This window comes from Roseovarius sp. TE539 (assembly GCF_003298505.1).
Classification (GTDB): domain Bacteria; phylum Pseudomonadota; class Alphaproteobacteria; order Rhodobacterales; family Rhodobacteraceae; genus Roseovarius.
In genome coordinates this window covers 21,056-45,052 of sequence record NZ_QNGB01000007.1, presented here as the reverse complement: position 1 = coordinate 45,052, position 23,997 = coordinate 21,056, and the positions used below count along the sequence as shown (strand labels likewise).

Sequence of the window (23,997 nt, the reverse complement as noted above, 5' to 3'; positions counted from 1 at the left end):
GCGCCGGGGATCAGATATGGATCACGCGGCCATAGGCATCCAGCACGCTTTCGTGCATCATCTCGCTCAGCGTGGGGTGCGGGAATACCGCATGCATCAGGTCTTCTTCCGTGGTCTCAAGCTGACGGCCCACCACGTAGCCCTGGATCAGTTCCGTGACCTCGGCACCGATCATGTGAGCTCCCAGAAGCTCTCCGGTCCCCTCGTCGAAGATCGTCTTGACCATCCCTTCGGCTTCACCCATGGCCAGCGCCTTGCCGTTGCCGATGAACGGGAACCGCCCCACCCGTATCTTCAGGCCGTGTTCCTTGGCCTGTGCCTCGGTCATGCCGACGCTCGCGACCTGCGGATGGCAATAGGTGCAGCCGGCGATGCTGTCGGGGCTCACCGGGTGCGGGTCGCCGCCGGCGATCCGTTCTGCCACCATCACGCCCTCGTGGCTGGCCTTGTGCGCCAGCCAGGGCGCGCCGGCGAGATCCCCGATGGCATAAACGCCCTCCACGCCGGTGCGGCAATGCGGGTCCGTGACCACATGGCTCTTTTCGACCTTGACGCCCAGCTCTTCAAGGCCCAGCCCCTCGGTATTTCCGACAATGCCGACGGCGGAAATCACCGCGTCAAACTCGTGCTTCTCCACCTTGCCGGCGGTTTCGATATGGGCGGTCACCTTGCCCTTTCCGCGCTCCAGCTCCTTGACCATGGCCTTTTCCATGATCGTCATCTTCTGCTTCTGGAACGATTTCTTCGCCATCGCGGAAATCTCCGCATCCTCGACCGGCAGAATGCGGTCCATCACCTCGACCACCGTCGTCTCGGCGCCCAGCGTGTTGTAGAAGCTGGCAAATTCGATGCCGATCGCGCCCGACCCGATGACCAGCAGCTTTTTCGGCATCCGCGGCGGTTTGAGCGCGTGCTTGTAAGTCCAGACCAGGTCACCATCCGCCTCCAGACCGGGCAATTCGCGTGCCCGTGCACCTGTGGCCAGCACTATGTTGGGTGCCTCCAGATCCTCGGTGCCCTTGTCGGTCCTGACGCTGACACGCCCCTTGGCGGGCACCGTGGCCTCGCCCATGATCGCGGTCACCTTGTTCTTCTTGAGAAGATGCCCGACCCCGGAATTGAGCTGCTTGGCCACGTCGCGGGACCGTTTCACCACCGCGTCAAGATCGTAGTCCAGCCCGTCCGCTTTCAGCCCGAACTCCCCGGCCCGGTGCATCAGATGGAAAACCTCGGCCGAGCGCAGCATCGCCTTTGTAGGGATGCAACCCCAGTTCAGGCAGATCCCGCCCATGTGTTCACGCTCCACGATGGCCACGTCGAGGCCCAGTTGCGCGCCGCGGATCGCGGCAACGTATCCGCCGGGGCCGGCCCCGATCACGATCATGTCGAAAGATTTGGGTGCCATGCGCCCCTCCGATTCCAGATTTAGTTTGGTATTAAACTATCCTGCCGCCCGTGACAACGCGAGGGGTGGAGTCGCATCGAAATGCCGCAGCGCGGCATGACCGGCTGCGCAGGGCGCCTGCCAAGTTAATCGGTTGTGGCGGGTCGGTTCAGGCGGCGTCAGCTTGTTGCAGATCGCGCAGCGTGGCACCGTATCCGCCTGCCTCGATGAAGGCGCGCTCGGGTCCGGTCGTCCCCCGGGAGAGCGCGCTGTTACGATAGGGAAAGCGGCCGAACTGCCGGATCACCTCCCGGTGGGCGCGGGCATGAAGAAGATTGTCCGCTCCGGTTTCGGGCATCCGTTCGCACAGCAGGCGCACGCAACGCTCCTGATCACAGAGGTTCTCTGAGTGCATCAGCGGCAGGTAATAGAACTGCCGCGCCGGCTCGTCGGTGCGCAGATCCCATTTGCGATGGATCGCCGCTTTCGCGGCGGCAAGCGCATGCCGATCTGTAGAGAAGGCCCGCGCACTGCCGCGAAACATGTTGCGCGGGAACTGATCCATCAGGATGATGTAGGCCAGCGTGCCGTTGGGATATGTCAGCCACAGGCCGTACGTGCCCTCGCGCGCCGCGTTCCAGGCCTCCTCGAACCTGTCGCGCACTTCGCGGTCCAGCGCGTCAGACTGTTCATACCAGCCCTTCTCGCCCACCTCGTCGAGCCAGAAACCAAGCACCTCGTCCGGCGTCACCATCGGTTCACTCCCTGCTTCGCCCCTTCATTCAGAAACGTTAACGCCGAAAAATGCAAGATTAACAGTAACGTCTTGCAACAATTGAGTCATATTACGTCACGCTAGCGGTATCATCGTCGTCCTGCGCCGCCTCGATATCGAATTCCTGTGCGAAGGTCACGGCCATTGGCGATGCGGACGGCATGACCGTGGTGTAGCTTTCGGTCTCCTCGACCGCCGGCGCGGGGCGACGGGTCATGCGCCACAAGGCATATCCCGCCAGCGCGACCATCAGCAGCACGATGTAAAGGAAGAATCCCCGCGGCCCGATGAGGCCCATGATCCACCCGGTGATGACCGGCCCGGCAACCGCGCCGACCCCGTTGATGAACACCATGCCGCCAGCGGCCGCGGCCATGTCGTCATGATCCAGAAAGTCATTGGTGTGCGCGATGAGCAGCGAATAGAGCGGATTGGACATCCCGCCGATGATCACCCCCGCGACCAGCAGCATCGCGAACATCCCTGAAAAGAGCAAACCCAGCAGCGCACCGAGGCCACAGATCACGGTCGCCCCGAGGATAAGCCGCCGGCGGTCCATCCGGTCCGACAGCCAGCCGATGGGATATTGCAATACCAGCGACCCGACAAAGAATGTGGCCACGAAGGCCGAAATCTGCGCGACACTCAGCCCCGCCTCGGCGCCAAAGACCGGCGCCATGCCGAACTGCGCCGAGAAAACCCCGCCCAGCAGGAACATGCCCACGCAGCCGAGTGGCGAAATCCTGAGAATCTTCCTTAAGCTCAGCGGTTTGGCCGTGCCGAAGGCAGGTGTTGGACTGATCGAGAGAAGGATCGGCGCAAAGGCCAGCGAAATCAGGACCGAGGGCACGATGAACAGGATGAAGCCGCCCGGGTCGGCCACGAGAATCAGCGCCTGTGCGCTGACGATGCCGGCCATCTGAACGATCATGTAAAGCGACAGCGCCTTGCCGCGGTTCTGATTGTCGGCGGCGTTGTTGAGCCAGCTTTCGGCGGTCACGTAGACCCCGGAAAAACAGAACCCCACGAGGATGCGCCCTGCCCCCCACGCGAAGGGATCGGTAAGAACCGGGTAGAGGATCATCACCGCCGAGATCATCGAGGCCAGCGCCGCGAAGACCCGCACATGCCCGACGCGGCGTATCATCTCGGGTGCCATGCGCGACCCGAACAGGAATCCCACGAAATAACCCGACATCACCAGCGACATCTCGAAGGTGGAAAATCCCTCGATCTCGCCGCGGATGCCCAGCAGCGTGCCCTGCATGCCGTTCCCGACCTGCAGAAGCATCATGCCAAGCAGCAGGGCCCATGCGCTCCCGAGCACCTTGATCATTGCGTTTCTCCCGGTGTTTCGGTCCCCAGCCTAGCAAGCCCGATATCGCCTGCTTGGCATGACGCGACTCACTTCGCGTCGCAATTGGTCCCGATACGGTGTTTTACGGCGGGATCAACAAGGATGCGTCCCCGTAAGAGAAAAAACGGTATTCCCGCGCGATCGCGTGGTCATAGATGCGCCGGACCCGGCCCTGCCCCATCAGGGCCGAAACCAGCATCATCAGGGTCGAACGCGGCAGGTGGAAATTGGTGATCAGCGCGTCCGTCACACGGAAATCGAAACCGGGATAGATGAATATGTCCGTCTCGCCGGTCCATGCGGTCACGCCGTCGTTTGCGCGCGCGGCCGCGCGCGCGGCGGTCTCGATCAGGCGCAGCGCGGTCGTGCCGACCGGGATGATCCGTCCCCCCGCGGCCCTGGTCGCGGAGATTTCCGCGGCGGCGGTCGCGCTCACCTCGCCCCATTCGGCATGCATCCGGTGGGTCGTGACATCCTCAACCTGCACCGGAAGGAAGGTTCCGGCCCCGACATGCAGGGTGACATGGGTAAACGCGATCCCCTGCGCGGCCAGGTCGGCCAACAGCGCCTCATCGAAATGGAGCGAGGCCGTGGGCGCCGCGACGGCCCCCGCGCGGCGTGCCCAGACGGTCTGATAATCCTCTTGATCGGCCGCGTCCGCCGCTCGCCGCGCGGCGATATAGGGCGGCAGCGGCATCGCACCGGCAGCGTTCAGGGCGGCGTCGAAATCGTTCCCCTCGAGATTGAAGCGCAAGATCGCCTGACCGTGGTCTTTCGCCACGCATGTCGCTTCCAGCCCCGCACCGAAAGTCACCGTCTCGCCCTCATGGAGTTTCCTCAGCGGCTTGACCATCGCCCGCCAATCGCCGTCGGGACCGGGTTCCAGGAGGGTCACCTCCATACGCGCCACGCTCTTGCCCGCGGCGCCCGTTCGGTGGCGCTCTCCGGACAAGCGCGCCGGTATCACCTTGGTGTCATTGAGAATCAGCCGATCTCCGGGTCGCAGCCAGCTCCCGAGGTCGACCACGGTTGCATCGGTGATCATGTCGCCCTCGGCCACCAGCAGCCGCGCGGCGCTGCGCGGGCGGACGGGCCGTGTGGCGATCAGCCGCTCGGGAAGATCGAAATCGAAATCGCTCAGTTTCACTTTCCTGCCCCGTTTTATCGCCCCTGACGGTCCTCGATCTGCGGGTCGCGCTCCGGCGGGGCGTCACCGCGGGTGCTGTTGCGGCTCACCCCGGGCGGCGGCCGGCGGAAAATCTCGCGGAACATTCCCGGCGTCAGAATGGACAATGGATTGACTTGCACGCGCGGTTCCTCCGCCGTGCCCCGCAGCACGTAGTTGAACCCCACAAGCCCTTCGCCCCGGCGCGTGAAAAGCCCGCCGATCGCATTGAACATGTATAGCGGGGAAACCACGCCCTGCATGTCCATCAGCCCGCTTTCCATTGAATAATAGCCATCCATGGAAATGCCCATGGAAGCGCCCACCGCGCTGCCGCTCTGCAATGTGACGCGCTCGGGCGTCAGGCGGAAGCGCGCATCGACCTGCCCGAAATGAATGCCATCGCCTTCCAGCTGCTCAAGAATGCCGACCACGCTCAACGCGTTGAGAAGGGCTGCCAGCGCCGGGGCATCCTTGAGCCTGAGGTTGCGGGCCAGAAGTTGCCCTTCATAGCTGCCCGGCTCCTTGCCAGGCACCAGCACGAGGTCCATCGTTCCGTCGCGCGCCTGTCTCAACAGCCCGGCCGAGCCCAGAACGCCGCCCGCGTCTTCGGATCCGATACGAAAGGCGCTACGCCCGTCACGGGGCACCACCCGACCGTTGATCGCCGCGCCGTCATTGACACGGCCGGTGAAGGTGCCTTCCAGCCCGCCGACCGCGTCGAGATCGGCCGAGAACCCGGTCAGCGCGATTCCGTCTGAAATCTGTAGCCGGTCCAGCTCAAGCGTGACCGGCGCGCCAGCCTCCGCCTCCGCCAACTCCGGCGGGGGGGCATCGGGATTGCCCGCCAGCGTGGTCCGGCGCATGTCCACTTCGCCGCCCGTGACCTTCACGGCCGGCGGACGGCCCGGGCCACGACCAACCAGCTCCACCGGCGCCTTCAGCCATCCGCCAACCTCGACCTGCGAAAACAGCGCCCTGTCCAGTTGCCCAGCCGGTGTAAGCGATACGCTGCCAAGCGCCACCATGCCCGGCGCGTTCAGACTGAGGCGATCAATTTCGGGGGGCTCACCCAATCGTCCGCTCACCTCCAGCGCGCCGGTCTGCTCCGGGGTCATTTCCCAGCCCAGCCGATCCAGCTTCAGCCCCACTCCGGCCAGGTCGGACCCGAAGCGGAATGCCGCCGGGCTGTCCCGCTCAAGGTCGATCTCGAACCGTCCACGGCCCTGCCCGGAGATGCTCCCGGGTGGCAGGCCCAGGCGGAAGGCATCGGCAAACCGTTCCGACAATTCGATCTGCCCCGTGAGGCTGCTGCCGGTTGCCGGCTCGCCCGGCCGGCCCAGCGGATTTTCCCACACGCCGCTCACCGGCACCTGGTCGATCCGGCCCTGTCCACCCACGGTAAGCAGCCGGTTGTCGGCCGTCACCTCAAGCTGCGCCGCGGCGAGCACACGCCCCGGTACCAGGACTTCGCTGCGCACCGACCCGAGCATGCCCGACACGTCAAACGCCACCTCCTCGGGTTGCAGGTTCTGCTTGAGCAGGAAATCAAGCTGCCCGGACATCTCGGCCCGTCCGTCGGCAAGCGTCACCGGCTGCCCCGCCTTTGACAGAAAGTTGAACGGATCCTCATCCAGAAGCGACAGAAGCGCGGTTATCGTGCTTTCGGTGCGCAAGAGAACCTGCGCCGGGCCGCGCTTCACACGCACGTCCGGCACCTCGAAACTGGTGCCGGAAATATCCACCCGTCCACCCTGCGCGGCGACCACATGCCCACGTTCGGCATGAATCACGAACCGCTGATCGTAGAGCGAGGCATGCCCGGCCGCCTCTCGGATCGGCGGCATTGTCTTCATGAAGCGTGTTTCCAGCCCCTCGAAATCGAACCCGAGGAACAGGTCGGGCCGGTGCTTGGGCGCCGATCGCACCGCCACCTGAAGATTGCTCAACTTCGCCTGCCGGACGTTTTCGTTTATCCATTCGCGCGTCTTGGCCTTCACGCTCACGGGCCACAGGTCCAGCAGGCGATCGGGCGAGATTGCGTCCATTCGCCCGTCCAGCGCCACATTCCAGCCCTCCTCGCGGGCCTCGAATGCGCCCTCCATCACCAGAAGCTGCCCCTGATCCGAAAGGGCCACCTGCCCGACGTCCAGGGTAAAGGGATCCAGCCTGAGCCGCATGTCGAGGCTGGCTTCGTCCATCGTCACCGGTGCCGGGTAGAGATCCGCCGGATTGGCGCTTATCTCGGTGACCTTGATCTGCGCCAGCAATTCGCTCGGCCAGCCATCGCCCTCTTCCACGCCCAGCAGAAAGGCCGTGCCCTCGGCGCGCAGATCTCCCCATCTGCTTTCGACCGACAATTCGTCGAACCGCATGCTCTCGGCCACCGGATCATAAGTGAAATAGCTGCGTGCGGACGTGAAGGGCACCGGCTTGGTGGCCTCCGTGGGTTGCACCACCCCGGCCCCGATCTGAAGTGTCGCGTTGAGTGGGCCAAGCGCGCCCGCCGCATCCACCGACGCCCTGAGCGATCCCGAGATCGGCGCCTCCAGGGCGCCCAGCCATGCCAGCGAAGGGGATTGTCCTGCAATGTCGCCCGCCGGCATGTCCTCGAAGCTGAAACCGAAGCGGGCCCCGGCCTCGCCGATCCGACTGGCATAATTCATCTCCAGGGTCGTCACATAGGCGCGGGCGCCCAGAAGGGCGAAATCGCCGCGCAACTGCAATTCACCGTCGTTGCGCTCCAGTTCCATGCGGCCGCCGTCCAGCGTCCAGGCCTGCCCGGTGCGCCGATCCTCGTAGCGCACCGTCAGATTGCCCAGTTCCACCCTGTCAAGAGAGGCGAAATCGGGACGCTGCAAGGCCGCATCGATCCGCCCGGCCAAGGCCAGAAGATCCATCGTCCTTTCCGTTCCATCCGGCGGCGCCCCGGCTGCGGCCCCGTCACCGGCCCGCGTTTCCGTAGAGACGTCCACCGAGCCGCCACTGCCGCGGCGCACGACCAGACGAACCCCGGAAACCCGGATCGTGCCGGGGCGCAGCTCGCCCCGCAGGAGCGGCCGCAGCGCGACACTGCCACCCAGTTCGGAAAGCGTTGCCAAAGGAGCGCCGCCATCGGTGGCCAACGTCACGTCGCGCACCCTCACGCGCGGCCGCCATCCGCGTTCGACCACCAGGGTCACCTCGTCCAGATCCACCTGCAGATCGGGCACCGCGGCATCGAGCCGCGCCTCGATCCGGTCGCGCATCCAGTCCGGCGCCGAAAGCGGCGTCCCCAGGTAGGACCATGCCAGGACCGCGCCCGCCCCGGCGACAAGCGCCAGGCTGAACAGCGACACCAGGCCCGCCCGTCTTCGGCGGCGCCGGCGGTGATGGTCCCGCAGGGCGCTTTGATCTTGGTTTTCCATCCGCTCCATCCGGCCACACCATGACGGCAGGCCAGGGGCCTGCGGTCTTCGCCGGCTTTATTCTCGCCTTCCGCGTCCTAATATGAAAGCGCACTGTTGGAAATGCGAATTGCAAGCAGGAGAACACACATGCCGGAAACCGCCGAAACCGCCCCCGACTTCACCCTGCCCCGCGACGGTGGCGAGCAAGTCAGCCTCAGCAGTCTGAGCCCCGCGCCGGCGGTGCTTTTCTTCTACCCGCGCGACGATACCTCGGGCTGCACCAAGGAGGCGCTCGCCTTCACGGCGCTTGCTCGGGATTTCGCCGATGCCGGTGTCACCGTTCTGGGCATTTCCAAAGATACTGTGTCCAAGCATGAGAAATTCCGCGACAAGCACGGGATTTCGGTGCCGCTTCTGTCGGATGCCGAGGGCACGGTGTGCGAGGATTATGGCGTGTGGAAGGAAAAAAGCATGTACGGCAAGACCTTCTTCGGCATCGAACGATCCACGTTCCTGATCGGCGGTGACGGGCGGATCGCCCGCGTCTGGCGCAAGGTCAAGGTCCCCGGCCATGCCGAGGAAGTGCTGGAAGCCGCCCGGCAGCTGTAGGCCCGCAGGCCCGGACCGAAGGCGCTGAAGTTCGGCAATTTCTTGCCGGTCTTGCGCAGCTTGTGTCCCGGTGCCGCCCCGGCCTGCCAAAAATCTTGCCCAAACGCGGATCAGCGGTTAATCAATCCGGGACACGCCGCTCACGGAAACGAGAGCGGCGTTCCGTCGGAAGAAACTGCGGAGACATCGGAACGTGCGAACACGCATAGCCATCAAACTGCACGCGCTTCTCGAGCGTTTCTTTCCCGAAAGACGGGTTTTCCTCCGATCAGACACCGACACGCGCTTTGTCCGCCTGCGCCCCGGCGCACAGCTCGTCGCCTTCACCGGGGTATCCCTGTTCGTGGCATGGTCGATCGTCGCCACCGCCATCGTCCTGATGGACAGCATCGGATCCGGCAATTTCCGCGAACAGGCCAAGCGTGATCAACGCACCTACGAGATGCGCCTCAATGAAATCTCGCAGGAACGCGACGCCAGGGCGCGTGAAGCGGTCAAGGCGCAGGAGCGCTTCAATACCGCCCTGAAACAGATATCGCGGATGCAGACGGCGCTGCTGACATCCGAAACGCGCCGCCGTGAGATGGAAACCGGTATCGAGGTGATCCAGAAGACCCTGCGGCGCACCATGGCCGAACGCGACACTGCGCGCGCGCGCGCAGACACGCTGCGTGCCAAGCTCGCGGACTCGGGCAACCGGGGGCCCGGAATGGCCGATGACGGAAATGGCACCGATACGCTGGAGTTCCTCACCGCGGCCCTTTCCGACACCGCCGGCGAGCGCGACAGGATCAATGCGAATGCCCGTGCCGCCCTGCGCCGGGCTGAGGAAATGGAACACGAAATCAAGCTGATGCAGGATCAGAACGACCAGATCTTCGCACAGCTCGAAGACGCGATGAGCATCTCGGTCGCGCCGCTGGACAAGATGTTCCGCGCCGCCGGCCTGAATCCCGAGACCCTGCTGGACAGGGTGCGCGAGGGCTATTCCGGTCAGGGCGGGCCGCTCACGCCGCTGTCTTTCTCAACCCGCGGCGAGGCGCCCTCGGCCGACACGCTGCGCGCCAACCTGATCCTGGACCAGATGGACCGGCTCAACCTCTATCGCATCGCGGCGCAGAAGGCGCCGTTCTCCAAACCGGTGCTGCAGAGTTTCCGTTACACCTCGGGCTTCGGGCGCCGTTGGGGCCGGATGCATAACGGCGCCGATTTCGCCGCCCCGCACGGCACCCCCATACACGCCACGGCCGACGGGGTGGTGATCCATGCCGGCTGGCTTTCGGGGTACGGACGCTTGGTAAAGATCAGGCATGATTTCGGCGTCGAAACCCGTTACGCCCATATGTCGCGCGTCCGCGTGAAGGAGGGCCAAAGGGTCTCGCGCGGGGACCGGATCGGTGATATGGGCAATACTGGACGTTCCACCGGAACGCATCTACACTACGAGATCCGGGTGGACGGTAAGCCCATAAACCCCATGACCTATATCAAGGCAGCCAGAGATGTTTTCTAAGAGCAAGATCAACGAGCCCGGCCCGAAGGCCGCGGACACCGCAAGGCAGCCCGCACAGAGCGCCGCCCCTTCGGAAAAGACACGCAGTGACAGTTCCGCCGGCAGCGACTACAAGTCTGCCGCGACTCCGAAGGCAAAGCCGCCCGCCTCCACCTTGTCGTCGGACCTGACCGTCAACGGCAACCTCAAGACCACCGGCGACGTGAATGTCGAAGGCACCGTCGAGGGCGATATCAGGGCACATCTTCTCACCATCGGCGAAGGTGCGACCGTACGTGGCGAGGTGATCGCGGACGACGTGGTGATCAACGGCCGCATCATCGGCCGGGTGCGGGGACTGAAGGTCCGGCTGACCTCGACGGCGCGGGTCGAGGGCGACATCATCCACAAGACCATCGCGATCGAATCCGGTGCCCATTTCGAGGGATCGGTCCAGCGTCAGGACGATCCCCTGAACGCCAAGGCCTCCACGGCCGCCGGTGGCGCCACCGAAAAGAAACCGGCGCAGGCCGCCGCACCGCAACAGCCAAAGCAGCAACCCGCCGAGGCCGCCGGAAAATCCTGACCCCGGCCGGGTGCCGACACCTGACCAGGAATGGCACCGGCACAGGCCCGGATCGCCCTTCGGAAGAGTATTTGAAGAAAGATGAAGCCCTGCGGCGGGTTCTTGTGACTCTCGTGATGACGGGCCGCCGCCCGGTGAGAGCCTGTTTCAGGCTTCTTGCAAGGCGGCGGCAGGGTGCGAGAACAGCCGCCCCGGGCCCCAGCCGCGCGTGTCACAGCCCATCAGGCCCAGCATGTGCCAGATCAGCGCCAGATTGGAACTGATCACCGGCAGGTTCAGCGCCGCCTCGACCTCCTCGATCACGCCGAAGCTGCGCAGGTTGGTGCAGCTTGCGAACACCGCCTCCACGCCCGGCGCGCCCGCGGCTTCCAGCATCGCCTCCCGGGTCGAGCTTTCGGCGATTCGCGCCACCGTCCGGTCGTTCTTCTCTCCGAAGCTCACATCACGGGCCACGGTGATTCCGTTGGCCTCCAGGTGCGCCCGCATCGGGGCGGTAACGCTGTCTAAATAGGGCGTGACCAGGCCGATGCGCTCCACGCCAAGCACCCGCAGGGCGGCGATCACGGCACTCATCGGATCGGTTGCCGGGACGCCGGGATGCGCCTCGTGCAGGTGTCGGGCCACCCTGGCGGGGCCGATCAGGGTGGCCGCGGAAGTACAGGCATAGCCGATCACGTCCAGCCCTTCGGGCAACCGCTCGGCGGTGGCCGCCAGTTCGGCCTCCATCCGGCGCAACAGCTCCGGCGTGACATGATGCTGGGCCGGGATACGGCTGTGAAGCAGGTTCACCGGCCGCCCCGCCAGAACCTGACGGGCCTCGAATTCCAGAGTTTCGTCAGTGCTCAGCACGATCAGCCCGGCCCGTCCCGCGCCGCCCGCACCCTGATCCAGCTCGTATCGCATCACCCGTCTCCCTGCCCTCATTCAACCCGTGCGCGGGCGGCTCAGCATCCCGCCCGAGACCGCCGCACGCACCCCCGTGGTCCCGCAACACGAGGTCGGAAGGCCCCGTGCCACCCGCATCGCCAGATGCGCGAAGGCTTGCGCCTCCAGCATGTCTCCGTCAAGCCCGACCGTCTCGACCGGTTCCACCGGGCAGTCCAGAGCGGCCGCCAGCATCCGCATCATCACCGGGTTGTGACGCCCGCCACCGGTGACAAGCAGACGGACGGGGGGCGCCGGGCAGTGCTCCATCCCGCGTAGGACGGCCGCAGCCGCCATGCCCGTCAAGGTCGCCGCCGCATCCTCGTCACCAAGGTCGGCAACCCGTGCGGCCATCGCCCGAAAGGCGCCCCGGTCCAGCGACTTGGGCGGCATCCGTGCAAAGAAGGGATCCTGGAGAAACCGCTCCAGCACGCCCTCTTCCACGCGGCCACGCGCCGCAAGCCGGCCGTCCCGGTCAAAGGGCATCCCGCGCCTGGCCTGTACAAGGTCGTCGATGGGCGCATTCGCTGGCCCGGTATCGAACGCCAGCAGCGCGCCCGCATCCTCGGGCCGGGCATGGCGCGGATCGACCCATGTCAGGTTTCCTACCCCTCCCAGGTTGAGAAAGGCCAGCGGCCCGGGCGCCCCGATCCATTGCGCACAGGCGAAATGATAGAAGGGCGCCATAGGCGCGCCCTCGCCGCCGAAGCGGATATCCGTACTGCGGAAGTCCCAGACCACCGGCAGATCCAGCGCCGCAGCCAGCGCCGCACCGTCACCCACCTGATGGGTGCCACGCCCCTGCGGATCATGCGCGAGGGTCTGGCCATGAAACCCGACCAGGCCAACGCCTTCGAACGATGACAGAAGCGTCGCATGGGCAGCCTGCACCACACGTTCGGCTTCGGTCACATCCTCGTCCGGCCATCGGCCCTGCGCCGCGGCCAGCACCGCGCGCTCGTCCGGGTCATAGGCGCGATATCCGGTCCTGCCGAAGCCGTGAATGGCCTCCCCGTCGGTCAGCAGCATCGCCGCGTCTACCCCGTCCATCGAGGTGCCCGACATCGCGCCCAGCACCCAGAGCGGATCGTCTTTCAACATGGCCTTTTCCTTTGCCCGCCACGGCCCTATACATGCCGCGCCAAACGCCGGGGAACAAGCGCCATGACCTACCACCCGAAATCGGATTTCATGCGTATCATGATCGATCGCGGCTTTCTGGCCGACTGCACCGATTACCAGGGCCTCGACGAGGCGCTCAGCGAGGGCGTCGTCCCGGCCTATATCGGCTTCGACGCGACGGCACGCTCGCTCCACGTGGGCTCGCTCATCCAGATCATGATGCTGCGCTGGCTGCAGAGAACAGGGCACAAGCCGATCACGTTGATGGGGGGCGGCACGACCAAGGTTGGCGATCCCAGTTTTCGCGCGGATGAACGTCCGTTGCTGGACGATGCGGCGATCCAGGCCAATATCGACGGGATCCGGCAGGTCTTCGCGGCCTATGTCACCTATGATGAAAGCCCCACCGGCGCACTGATGCTCAACAACGCCGAGTGGCTGGACGATCTGAAATACATCGCCTTCCTGCGCGATATCGGGCGGCATTTCTCGGTCAACCGGATGCTCAGCTTCGAATCGGTGAAATCGCGTCTCGACCGCGAGCAATCGCTGTCGTTTCTGGAATTCAATTACATGATCCTCCAGGCCTATGATTTCCTCGAACTGAACCGCCGCTACGGCTGCCGCCTGCAGATGGGCGGCTCGGACCAATGGGGCAACATCGTCAACGGGATCGACCTGACACGACGGGTACTCGATCACGAGATCTACGGGCTGACCTCACCGTTGCTGACCACCGCGGACGGCGCCAAGATGGGCAAGACGGCAAGCGGCGCCATCTGGCTCAGCGCCGAGATGTGCAGCCCCTATGAATTCTGGCAGTTCTGGCGCAACACCATGGATGCCGATGTGGGCCGGTTCCTGCGGCTCTATACCGAGTTGCCGCTCGACGAATGCGTGCGCCTCGGCGCGCTCGCGGGGTCCGAGATCAACGAGGCCAAGATCACGCTGGCCAATGAAGTAACGACGCTGCTGCACGGACGCGCGGCCGCGCAGGCCGCCGAGGCCACGGCCCGCGAGGTGTTCGAGAAGGGCGGCGTGGGCGACGACCTGCCGACGCTGGAACTTGGCCGCGCAGAGGTTGCGGACGGGATCTCGGTGGTACAGTTGATCGTGCGCGCGGGGCTTGCCAAATCGGGCAAGGAGGCCAAGCGCCTCATCGCCGAGAATGGCGCGCGCCTCGACGACGCGCCGCTGACCGACGCCGGGCTGATGCTCGACGCGGGCGCGCTCGCTGCCCCGATCAAGCTCTCGGCGGGCCGCAAGCGCCACGCGCTGGTGAAACTCGCCGACTGAGCCGCCGATTTCTTCGAAAGAAATCGGACCGAAGTCTTTTCAAGACTTCGGCACACCCGGCCCCGTCATGGAACCTTCACACAGCTCCCGCTTGCGCCCCGTGCGATGCGGCCCTATCCCTCGCGCCATGAGTGATCACACCGCAGACACCCCCGGCGGAATGGGCACGTTCGAGCGATGGCTCTCGCTCTGGGTGGCGCTGGCCATGGGCACGGGGCTGGTGCTGGGCAATCTGCTGCCCGGCCTCTTCCAGACTCTCGCGGCGGCCGAGATCGCCCGCGTCAACCTGCCCGTGGCGCTTCTCATCTGGGCGATGGTCTACCCGATGATGGTGGGCGTCGATTTCGGCGCGCTGCGGCAGGTCGGCGAGCGGCCCAAGGGCCTCGTCATCACCCTCGCGGTCAACTGGCTGATCAAGCCGTTCACCATGGCCGCGCTCGGCGTTCTGTTTTTCAACCATGTCTTCGCCGGAATTATCCCGCCCGAGGATGCGCAAGCCTATCTGGCGGGGCTGATCCTGCTGGGGGCCGCGCCCTGTACCGCGATGGTCTTCGTCTGGTCGCAGCTCACCCGCGGCGACGCCACTTATACCCTCATGCAGGTCAGCGTGAACGACGTCATCATGATCTTTGCCTTCGCGCCCATCGTCGCGCTGCTACTGGGGGTAACCGATATCGCCGTGCCGTGGGAGACGCTGCTCATCTCGGTGGTGCTTTATATCCTCATCCCGCTGACTGCCGGGATCGCAACGCGCAACCGCCTGATGCGGCAGAGCGGTGAACCTGCGGTCGAGGCGTTCCGCGCCCACGTCAAGCCGCTCACCATTCTCGGGCTCCTGGTCACGGTGGTCCTGCTCTTCGGCTTTCAGGGTCAGGTGATCCTCGACACGCCACTGGTGATCGCGCTCATCGCCGTGCCGCTGCTCTTGCAGAGCTACGGGATATTCTTTCTGGCCTACGGCTTCGCCCGGGCGTGGCGCGTGCCCTTCAACGTCGCCGCCCCCTGCGCGCTCATCGGCACGTCGAATTTCTTCGAACTCGCCGTCGCGGTGGCCATCAGCCTCTTCGGCCTCGGCTCGGGCGCGGCGCTCGCCACGGTGGTGGGCGTGCTCGTCGAGGTGCCGGTGATGCTCTCGCTCGTGGGATTCGCAAACCGCACCCGGCACTGGTTCCCGGGCTGACCCGCGTCGCGCGAGCCATTGGACAGGGCATCTTGAAGGCCAATCCGCCGTGGACCCCGCGGAACTCTTGAAAACCCCTGCCCGGGCAGGTCATCCCGCGCCGCTTACAAGGGCCGGATCTTCAGCTTGGTGATCCGGTGATCCTTAACCGCCACGACCTCGAAGCGGAAACCATGGAAACTGAAAACCTGATCGACCTCCGGGATGATCTGCGCCTCGTGAATGACCAGCCCCGCGACCGTGTTCGCCTCCTCGTCGGGCAGGTTCCAGTCGGTGGCGCGGTTGAGGTCGCGGATCGTCATCGCGCCATCCACTAGAAATTGATTGTCGTCACTTTTCCGGATCGGGTGATCTGCGTCCGGATCGAACTCGTCGGTAATTTCTCCGACGATTTCCTCGAGGATATCCTCAAGCGTGATCAGGCCCTCCAGGGTGCCGTACTCGTCCACCACCAGCGCGAAATGGCTTCGCATGCGCAGGAACTGCCGCATCTGGTCGTCCAGCGTCGTCGTTTCCGGCACGAAGTAAGGCTCTCGTGCCAAATCGCATATATCAAAGGAGTCCAGAGATTTGCTCGTTTCGTCGTCGCTTGTGGCGAGTTTGTGCATGGCGCGCAGAAGATCCTTGGCATGCACCACCCCGACGATATTGTCGGGATCGTCGCGATAAATGGGCAACCGGGTATGATTGCTGTTGAGGCATTGCTCCAGAATGGAGTCCGGGGTCGAACGGGCATTGATCATCTCGATCTGGCTGCGGTGGAGCATGATTTCTTCCACCGCCCGTTCGCCAAGGTCCAGCGCACCCAGGATCCGGTCCCTGTCTTCCTTCTCGACCACCCCTTCGGAATGTCCGAGATAGAGAGCGCCGGCGATCTCTTCTCTGACGGCAAGGATCTGGCTGTCCGGGTCGGCCTGCACCCCGAACATGCGCAGGATCCCGCGCACGAACCAACGAACCGCTGATACGACTGGTGAAAAAACCTTTATTACCAGATTGATGGCAGGTGCGGCCCGGGATGCTGCGGCCTCGGCATTGGTGATCGCGTAAGTCTTGGGCAGCACTTCTGCGAAGACCAGGACCAGAAGTGTCATCACCAGTGTTGCCAAGGCCACGCCGCTTTCCCCGAACACCCGTGTGAAAAGTGCCGTCGCCAATGATGCGGCCAGGATGTTGACAAGGTTGTTTCCCAGCAGGACGGAGCCGATCAGCCGCTCATTGTCCTCGGTGATGTCGAGCGCCCGTTGCGCACCGCCGTCGCCCTTGTCGGCCCGCGCCCGCAATTTGCCGCGCGAGGCAGCGGTCAGCGCCGTTTCGCTCCCGGAAAAGAGCCCGGACAACACCAGAAGCGCAAGAATGGCGCCGGTCGTCACCCAGAACGCCGCGTCAAGTATCGGGATCGTGCTTTCCATGAGTTCAGATGCCCTTGTTTCGCTTGCTTTTATGGGCCGGGCAGGCCGCCCGTTCAAGGGATTAAGAGCCGTCCCGCCTGCGCGTCTTTCCGGTTCCGGCGATGCGGAAGGACCGCACGCGAGGTATCGTTCGCCCCCTAACCTGTTTCCGTCGATGTACCGTCATCGGTGCCGTCCCTCGCCAGCGGGTGGTGATCCAGTACCAGCGTCCTCAAACGCGCCTCAAGGACATGTGTATAGATCTCGGTGGTGGCCACATCGGCATGGCCCAGGAGGGTCTGGATGGCGCGCAGGTCGGCGCCGTTCTGGAGCAGATGCGTGGCAAACGCATGCCTGAGGGTGTGCGGTGTCACCCTGGCCGGATCCACGCCCGCAATTACGGTCAATTCCTTGACAAGAAGATAGAACCTGTGGCGCGTCAAATGACCGGCCCTGGAGCGGGTCGGAAACAGGAAAGCCGACTCGGGGTATCCGTCGCGGCGCCGCGCGGCCTGTGCGGCATCCCGTTCGGCCAGCCAGTCAATCGTGGCGGCACGTGCAGGCGAAGAGAGAGGCACCATTCTTTCCTTGCCGCCCTTGCCACGGATAAGAAGCATGTTCGGATCGCCACGCGCTGCCGCCACGGGCAGCGAGACGAGTTCGCTCACCCGCATTCCGGTCGCATAGAGAAGCTCCATCAGGCAGATGTTGCGCTGACGGTCGCGCCCCGGACGCCGTGCCGCCTCGAGCAGGCGCTCGACCTCGTCCATGCTCAAGGTGTTCGGCAGGCGCTTGTCGCGTCCCGGACCACGGATACGGATCGCGGGATCGTCCTCGCGCAGACGCTCCTCCACGGCGAAACGATAGATTTGCTTTATGGCGGAAAGGCGCCTTGCGCGTGTCGCCCGAGCCAGGCCTTGCGCGTCGCAATGAACGAGATAGGCCTCGATGTCGGGCTGTGACGCCGATGCAATGTCCTCTCCCCTCGACACGAGCCAGCCCGAGAAATCCCTGAGATCCCGTGCGTAGGCTTCAAGCGTGTTGCGCGCCGCGCCCTGCTCCGCCGCGAGGGCCTCCAGAAATGCCTCGATCCATGTTGCACCGCCTGTCATCGGCGCCAGTCCAGCAACAGCAGTTGCAGTGCGGACCGCCGCGCGCTGTCCTCCAGCCCCACGGCGCGCAACGTCGCCAGCCCTGACACGATGGCAGCCCCGTCACCACGTCCGGCCGCGTCAAGGCGGTTGGCTGCCCGCAGGATCGCCTCGCCCAATCGGCCTTGCTCCAGCAGCGCGCGATCCGCCGGTGCCGCACGGGTGGTGGCAAAAGCATCACCCACGGCCCTTTCCAGCGTGTTTTCCGCCAACTCCAGAGGCGGCTCCCCATGGGCAACACCTGCAAGGAACCGGGCCTCCCGCCCGCTGCCGGGGCGCATCGCGACAGTCTCGTAGCCGTCTGACAGAAGGCCGATTTCCCATGCCAGACCGGCGGAATCCGAAGGCAGGTCGAAATCTTCAAGACGCGCGGAGAAAAGTTGAGCGAACGGAACCTCCAGCCGAACGGCCTGCATCGCGTCCCAGGCCGCGGGAAGCGCGCGCGCGATCCTCGTCAGGTCCGCATTGCCAAGGGCGCTGTCGAGGGCCTGAATCGCCGCGACCCTGTCCCAGACCCCCCCGGACGCGGCAGGGCTTCGCTCGGTGTAGAGGCCAAGGAGGCGGTTGGGCGACACCGCACCGGTGCGTGCCAGACGCTCGGCCGCCTCCAGCTTCGCCTTCCACCCGGCGACCGAACGCAAATCCGCCACCGCGAAAGCGCGCGGAAGGCTGTGGGTGGGAAGGGAGGCCCCGACGGCTTCGTGCAGGCGGAATTCCAGCGGCGATGGCGACCTTGGCGGTGCCAGCGGCACCCCTCCCTCGGCCAACCCGGGGTGGAGGAATAGATCAAGAAGGCGCGACACCGGCGCGGAAAGCAACCCCAGGGCCCGGGACACCTCGAAAATCACTGTGGCCGTGTTCCAGTCACCGGCCCGTGCGGCGCAATAAATTCGGGCCGCATGCCCGGGACTCAGTTCCGGTTGCCGGCGCAAGGCGTTACACGCCCGTCCTTCCCCTCCGCTCAGAAGTGTCAGGTCGAACCACGGTGCAAACAGGGCCGGCTCGGCCGGGCCGGCGCGTTCCAGCAGCGCGATCGCGGGCTCCACTGCCCCCAGCATCGCCAGCCGCTCTACCCGGGCGCGCAGAAAACGCCCGTCGTCGCCCTCCGGGGCATCGGCTTCCGATAACAGCAGGGTGTAATAAAGGGCCTGAACGGCCGGAAGCGGTTCATGCGAAATTCCGGACCACAGGTCGATGAGGGTGGTTTCGGAACTCGCCGCCCAAAGCGTGGCGGGCAAACCTGTCACACCGGCGGGCAAAAGCCCCACACCATCCGGGCGGCTTTCCCCCAACGGCATGACCGATACGTCAGGCACCATGACCGTTGGCGCCACCGGAGGTTCCTGACCAGGCGGCAGGCGCGGCGCGGCCAATGGAACCGGGTCGTTCAGCCACTCGATTGCCGAAAGCGGTTGCTGCTGTGCGGCCGCCGGGCCGGCCGCGAGTACCGTCGCAAAGATGGCCTCAGCCGGTTTCAAGAATGATTTCCTCACGAATCTCATCGGTGGGAGGGGCGAAGTCCACGCCGAAAAAGGGGCCGACATAAGCATAGGCAACCAGCGCCGCGAATGCCAGAAAAACAATATATAACAGCCACTTGAAGAGTCGCACGATTGGATGCCTGCAGGGTTGGTTTTTGCCTTTGGTCATTTATAACTGGCCTTTCGGGCAAGATCACGTCATTCCGTCGCCCGACCTTGAATTTGGCATGGGAGCGCCGACTGTTGGCGGCAACTGAACGCTTCGAACTGAAAAAGACGGTTGTCCTCATCGGCATGATGGGCGCTGGCAAGACGGCAGTGGGCAAGGCCCTCGCAGCCCGGTTGCAGGTTCCGTTCCTGGATTCGGATACCGAGATCGAAAAAGCCGCCAACATGACCATTGCCGAGATTTTCGAACGTGACGGCGAGGCATTCTTCCGCAACCGCGAAACAGAAGTCCTGGACCGGTTACTGGACAGCCAGCGCGGAGTCCTGTCCACCGGGGGCGGCGCGTTCCTGTCAGAACGCAACCGTAAACTGATCTCGGAAAAGGGAATCTCGGTGTGGCTGAACGCCGACTTGAAACTTCTGTGGTCACGCGTGAAACACAAGAAAACCCGCCCCTTGCTGGCCACTTCTGATCCTTTCGAAACGCTGAAGAACCTTTACGAAACCCGCGTCCCGATCTATGCGCAGGCTGACCTGTCCGTTGCCTCCAGATCGGGATATTCCATCGAGGCCATGGCCCAGCGGGTCCTCAAGGCGCTTCGGGCGCGACCGGATGTTCTGGAGACAAGAGAATGACCGAAACCGTGCATGTGCCTCTGGGTGATCGGGCTTACGATATCCGGATCGGCCCCGGCCTTCTGGAACAGGCGGGCGCATTCCTGGGACCCCTGCTGGCACGCCCCCGGGTGGCTGTCATCACGGATGAAAACGTCGCCCAACTTCACCTTGAGGCGCTGCGCGACGGGCTTGAAAAAGGCGGGATCTCCCTGGTTTTCCTGAAACTTCCCGCCGGCGAAGCCACGAAATCCTGGGGCTTCCTCGAGCAGACGGTCGAGTGGCTTCTGGCCCAGAAGGTGGAACGAAACGATGTCGTCGTGGCGCTTGGCGGCGGGGTGATCGGAGATCTTGTCGGGTTCGCGGCAGCGATTCTGCGGCGCGGCGTACGCTTTGTCCAGGTTCCGACCAGCCTTCTGGCGCAGGTCGACAGCTCGGTCGGGGGAAAAACCGGAATCAACGCACCGCAGGGCAAGAACCTGATCGGGGCGTTCCATCAGCCAAGCCTGGTCCTGGCCGATACGGATGTCCTGTCCACGCTGAGGAGACGTGATTTCCTGGCCGGGTATGGCGAAGTCATCAAATATGGGCTTCTTGGCGATGCCATTTTCTTTCAATGGCTTGAAGAACATGGCTCACGCATATCCGGGGGTGACGCGGCGGCCCGGATTTCGGCGGTAAAACGCTCGGTTGAGATGAAGGCGGATATCGTCGTGCGCGATGAAACCGAACAGGGAGACCGGGCGCTTCTGAATCTGGGCCATACATTCTGTCATGCCCTGGAAGCGGCCACCGGGTATTCCGGCCGCCTTCTGCATGGCGAGGGTGTGGCGATCGGCTGCGCGCTGGCCTTCGAGTTGTCGGCGCGGCTGGGTCTGTGCAGCCAGGAAGACCCGGGGCGTGTCAGAACGCATCTCAGAAACATGAGAATGAAGGCTGACCTGTCTGATATCGAGGGCGATTTACCGGAATCCGAAAAGCTTCTGGAGCTCATGGCGCAGGACAAGAAGGTCGTGGACGGGCAGTTGCGATTCGTGCTGGCACGGGGCATCGGGCAGGCTTTCGTGACCGGCGATGTGCCCGCTTCGGACGTGCGCGATCTGCTTGATGACGCGCTGGCCGCACGCAGGGCCTGATCCGCGAGTTCCGTTCGTTTTGTGCATCCGTCCAGGGTTTCCAGCCAGAATTCCGGGGGACACGGGGCAGGAATGTCGATCCCGGCGATGCGCGGACACCGGGCCACACCGGCAAACGGCGTCCATGTCACCCGCGTCGGGCCGCAGCGAGAAATCGCCGGATCAGGCGCGCAGCTTCTCGCCGGAGGGGTCGAATGGCGGCTCATGCAGGATCTCGGCCTTGTGCGGCCGGCCAAGCACCATCACCTCGACCGAATCACCGGGGGCGGCCGACCCGTGGCGCACATAGCCAAGCGCAAGGCTCATTCCCACCGTATACCCGTAACTGCCCGATGTGACCCGGCCCACCGGCGCGCCGTCATGCATGATCGGCTCTCCGCCGGTGGCATCGGCGCCCGAGGCGTTGACCGCATCCTCGTCAATTCGCATCAACACCAGATCCTCTCTCGGAGGGGCGGCCATGGCGCGTTGCGCGGCCGACTTGTGAAGGAAATCCTTGTCCATCTTGCAAAGCCCCGCCAGCCCGACCTCGTGCGGGAAGTACTCGGGGCTGTACTCGCGGCTCCATGAGCCGTACCCCTTTTCCACACGCATCGCCATCAATGCCCTTGCCCCCACCGGCCCGGCCCCGAATTCGCGGCCCGATTCCAGCAACGCACGGTAAAGCGCCTCCTGATCCTCGGTGGCGCAGTGCAGTTCCCAACCCAGATCCCCGGTGAAACTGACCCTCAGGGCAAGACAGGAAATGCCTGCAAGCTCGATCCGCGCCGAGCGCATGAAAGGGAAATCCGGTGTCGAAAGCGACGCGTTGGTCATCCGCTGCAGAAGGTCTCGCGATCTCGGACCGGCCACGTTGAAACCGCACATCGCCTCGGTCATGCTCTCGAAGAGTGTCCCCGCCGGCAGCGGAACCATGTCGAAGAAACGCTTGTGATATCGCTCGGCCATGCCCGATGAAACGACCCAGAACTCGTCTTCGGCCACGCGGGTCACTGTCGCGTCTCCGGCAATGCCGCCGCGCACGGAAATGAGGGGCGTAAGGCAGGACCGGCCCACGTCGCGCGGCATCCGGTTGGCGAAGACCGCGTTCAGCCACTCCTCGGCCCCCGGCCCCTTCACGCGGTACTTGGCAAAGTTGGAGATGTCGATGATCCCCGCGCGCTGGCGCAGCATCCGGCATTCCTCGCCCACGGGGCCCCACCAGTTCTGGCGCGTGAAACCGTTTGTGTCCTGCTTGCCGGGGGTATCGGCAAACCACTGGGGATGTTCCCAACCGTAATTGAGGCCGAAGACCGCGCCCATCTCCTTCTGGAGCGCGTAGACGGGGCGGGTACGCAAGGGGCGGCCGGCGGCACGTTCCTCGTTCGGATAATGGATGGCGAAACGGTGGGTGTAGACATCCTCGACCCGGGACATGACGAAGCTGCGATCATTGGCCCACAGGCCGAAGCGCGCCATGTCCCATGCGAACATGTCATACTGCATCTCGCCTGTCGTGATCCATTGCGCCACCATCAGCCCCATGCCCGCCGATTGCGAGAAACCGGGTATGATGCCGCCACACATGAAATACCCCCCGAGTTCCGGCACCGGCCCGAGGATCACGTTGCTGTCGGGGGACCAGATCATGGGGCCGTTGATGACGCGCTTTATGCCCGCCTCGGCCACCGCCGGCACGCGGTCGATGGCCCGCATCATGTTTTCCTCGATCCGCTCCAGATCGTCGGGAAACAGGTCATGCGCGAAATCGAGCGGCGTGCCGTCCTCGGCCCAGAATCTCATGTTGCGCTCATAGGCACCAATCAGAAGGCCCTTGCCCTCCTGACGCAGGTAGTATTCGCCGTCGCGATCGGCGACCGATGGAAGGCGGCGCCCCGCATCCGCCACACCGGGCATCGTTTCAGTCACGAAATACTGGTGTTCGGTGGGCTGCAACGGCACCTCGATCCCGGCCAGCGCGGCCACCTCGCGGCCCCACAGGCCCGCGGCGTTGATGACCCAGGGAGTGTTGATATCGCCCTTCGGCGTTTCAACTATCCAGTTGCCGTAAGGTTGCCGCGTGGTGGCCGTGACAGGGGTGAAGCGGTGGATTTCCGCGCCGCGCTGACGTGCGCCCGCGGCATAGGCGTTGGTCACACCGGAAGGGTCCACGTTGCCGCCATCCGGCTCCCACATGATGCAGCGGATACCGTCGAAATCGACCAGCGGGTGCAGACGCTCGGCCTCGTCGCGGCCGACCTCGTGGAAATTCATGCCATAGAGCCGTGCCTTGGCGGCCTGAAGCCGCAACTGATGTTCACGGTTCTCGGTCTGCGCGAGATAGAGGCTGCCGGGCTGGAATACGCCGCAACTCTGTCCCGTCTCGGCTTCAAGCTCCTTGTAGAGGTTCATCGTGTAATGCTGCAAGCGGCTGATGTTGGCGCTGTCATGCAGGCCGTGGATATTGGCCGCGGCATGCCACGTGCTGCCCGAGGTCAGCTCGTCTCGTTCCAGCAGGACAACATCGCTCCAGCCTGCCTTGGCAAGATGGTAAAGGATCGAGCATCCGATGACGCCGCCACCGATGACGACGGCCTGTGCATGGGTTTTCATGTGGGGTTCCCTGACTTGACTCGGCCTCAGGGTGGCGGCGTTTTCATGCCCGCGATTGCCGTTTCCCGACAAAACGCGTCGCGGTGATACAACATTTCAGAAGGAATTCCGCGGCGTGGCGGCGCCACTGGGGCCTGTTGCGTTCAATCGGACACGTCTCGGAGACGGGCACGCGTCCGCCCGG

At 64.5% G+C, this 23,997-nt stretch carries 19 protein-coding genes; 7 read left to right on the top strand and 12 right to left on the bottom strand.

Annotated features, from left to right (window positions below; genetic code table 11):
* Window positions 1-10: 10 nt before the first annotated feature.
* The 5 genes from lpdA to DQW77_RS06630 form a co-directional block, all read right to left on the bottom strand.
* Window positions 11-1,405 (bottom strand): dihydrolipoyl dehydrogenase, encoded by a 1,395-nt coding sequence (gene lpdA, locus DQW77_RS06650; protein ID WP_113257422.1) that lies wholly within the window; start codon window positions 1,403-1,405, stop codon window positions 11-13.
* 148 nt (window positions 1,406-1,553) lie between these two features.
* A complete protein-coding gene (locus DQW77_RS06645; RefSeq protein WP_113257421.1) occupies window positions 1,554-2,138 on the bottom strand; it encodes a DUF924 family protein in 585 nt (194 codons plus the stop codon).
* 91 nt (window positions 2,139-2,229) lie between these two features.
* The gene (locus DQW77_RS06640) at window positions 2,230-3,495 is read right to left on the bottom strand and encodes an MFS transporter (protein ID WP_113257420.1); all 1,266 of its coding nucleotides are present in this window, start codon (window positions 3,493-3,495) and stop codon (window positions 2,230-2,232) included.
* A 103-nt stretch (window positions 3,496-3,598) separates the two neighbouring features.
* Window positions 3,599-4,663 (bottom strand): tRNA preQ1(34) S-adenosylmethionine ribosyltransferase-isomerase QueA, encoded by a 1,065-nt coding sequence (gene queA / locus DQW77_RS06635; protein ID WP_113257419.1) that lies wholly within the window; start codon window positions 4,661-4,663, stop codon window positions 3,599-3,601.
* 14 nt (window positions 4,664-4,677) lie between these two features.
* Window positions 4,678-8,088, bottom strand: coding sequence for a DUF3971 domain-containing protein (locus DQW77_RS06630; RefSeq protein WP_258523728.1), 3,411 nt, complete (start codon window positions 8,086-8,088; stop codon window positions 4,678-4,680).
* A gap of 129 nt (window positions 8,089-8,217) precedes the next feature.
* On the opposite strand from DQW77_RS06630, the gene DQW77_RS06625 reads away from it, so the two are divergent.
* From DQW77_RS06625 to DQW77_RS06615, 3 genes are all read left to right on the top strand, one after another.
* Window positions 8,218-8,679, top strand: coding sequence for a peroxiredoxin (locus DQW77_RS06625; protein WP_113257417.1), 462 nt, complete (start codon window positions 8,218-8,220; stop codon window positions 8,677-8,679).
* A 193-nt stretch (window positions 8,680-8,872) separates the two neighbouring features.
* Window positions 8,873-10,192 carry a M23 family metallopeptidase gene (locus DQW77_RS06620; RefSeq protein ID WP_113257416.1) on the top strand — a complete coding sequence of 440 codons (1,320 nt, stop codon included), beginning with the start codon at window positions 8,873-8,875 and terminating at the stop codon, window positions 10,190-10,192.
* Window positions 10,182-10,757 (top strand): polymer-forming cytoskeletal protein, encoded by a 576-nt coding sequence (locus tag DQW77_RS06615; RefSeq protein ID WP_113257415.1) that lies wholly within the window; start codon window positions 10,182-10,184, stop codon window positions 10,755-10,757. Before DQW77_RS06620 ends, DQW77_RS06615 begins: the two co-directional genes overlap by 11 nt.
* 147 nt (window positions 10,758-10,904) lie before the next feature.
* On the opposite strand, the gene DQW77_RS06610 is transcribed toward DQW77_RS06615, so the two are convergent.
* Together DQW77_RS06610 and DQW77_RS06605 are read right to left on the bottom strand one after the other, a co-directional pair.
* Complete coding sequence (locus tag DQW77_RS06610) at window positions 10,905-11,660, bottom strand: aspartate/glutamate racemase family protein (protein ID WP_113257414.1); 756 nt, start codon at window positions 11,658-11,660, stop codon at window positions 10,905-10,907.
* Between the two features lie 21 nt (window positions 11,661-11,681).
* Entirely contained in the window at window positions 11,682-12,782 is a 1,101-nt protein-coding gene (locus tag DQW77_RS06605) for an anhydro-N-acetylmuramic acid kinase (RefSeq protein WP_113257413.1), read from the bottom strand.
* Window positions 12,783-12,845: 63 nt separating this feature from the next.
* Between DQW77_RS06605 and tyrS the strand changes: the two genes are divergently transcribed.
* Both tyrS and arsB read left to right on the top strand, forming a co-directional pair.
* Complete coding sequence (gene tyrS / locus DQW77_RS06600) at window positions 12,846-14,099, top strand: tyrosine--tRNA ligase (protein WP_113257412.1); 1,254 nt, start codon at window positions 12,846-12,848, stop codon at window positions 14,097-14,099.
* Between the two features lie 127 nt (window positions 14,100-14,226).
* Window positions 14,227-15,279, top strand: coding sequence for an ACR3 family arsenite efflux transporter (gene arsB / locus DQW77_RS06595; protein ID WP_113257411.1), 1,053 nt, complete (start codon window positions 14,227-14,229; stop codon window positions 15,277-15,279).
* Window positions 15,280-15,383: 104 nt separating this feature from the next.
* Here the strand turns inward: arsB and DQW77_RS06590 are convergent, their stop codons facing one another.
* The 4 genes from DQW77_RS06590 to DQW77_RS18010 form a co-directional block, all read right to left on the bottom strand.
* The gene (locus tag DQW77_RS06590; RefSeq protein ID WP_113257410.1) at window positions 15,384-16,691 is read right to left on the bottom strand and encodes an HlyC/CorC family transporter; all 1,308 of its coding nucleotides are present in this window, start codon (window positions 16,689-16,691) and stop codon (window positions 15,384-15,386) included.
* A 137-nt stretch (window positions 16,692-16,828) separates the two neighbouring features.
* The gene (locus tag DQW77_RS06585) at window positions 16,829-17,782 is read right to left on the bottom strand and encodes a site-specific tyrosine recombinase XerD (protein WP_113257409.1); all 954 of its coding nucleotides are present in this window, start codon (window positions 17,780-17,782) and stop codon (window positions 16,829-16,831) included.
* A complete protein-coding gene (locus DQW77_RS06580) occupies window positions 17,779-19,299 on the bottom strand; it encodes a hypothetical protein (RefSeq protein ID WP_113257528.1) in 1,521 nt (506 codons plus the stop codon). Before DQW77_RS06580 ends, DQW77_RS06585 begins: the two co-directional genes overlap by 4 nt.
* A complete protein-coding gene (locus DQW77_RS18010; RefSeq protein ID WP_147094937.1) occupies window positions 19,286-19,471 on the bottom strand; it encodes a hypothetical protein in 186 nt (61 codons plus the stop codon). Before DQW77_RS18010 ends, DQW77_RS06580 begins: the two co-directional genes overlap by 14 nt.
* A 125-nt stretch (window positions 19,472-19,596) precedes the next feature.
* Between DQW77_RS18010 and DQW77_RS06575 the strand changes: the two genes are divergently transcribed.
* Together DQW77_RS06575 and aroB are read left to right on the top strand one after the other, a co-directional pair.
* The gene (locus DQW77_RS06575; RefSeq protein ID WP_404947927.1) at window positions 19,597-20,106 is read left to right on the top strand and encodes a shikimate kinase; all 510 of its coding nucleotides are present in this window, start codon (window positions 19,597-19,599) and stop codon (window positions 20,104-20,106) included.
* Complete coding sequence (aroB, locus tag DQW77_RS06570) at window positions 20,103-21,221, top strand: 3-dehydroquinate synthase (protein ID WP_113257408.1); 1,119 nt, start codon at window positions 20,103-20,105, stop codon at window positions 21,219-21,221. The genes DQW77_RS06575 and aroB overlap by 4 nt, the downstream gene beginning before the upstream one ends.
* Before the next feature lie 162 nt (window positions 21,222-21,383).
* On the opposite strand, the gene DQW77_RS06565 is transcribed toward aroB, so the two are convergent.
* Window positions 21,384-23,813 carry an FAD-dependent oxidoreductase gene (locus DQW77_RS06565; protein WP_113257407.1) on the bottom strand — a complete coding sequence of 810 codons (2,430 nt, stop codon included), beginning with the start codon at window positions 23,811-23,813 and terminating at the stop codon, window positions 21,384-21,386.
* Between the last annotated feature and the right edge of the window lie 184 nt (window positions 23,814-23,997).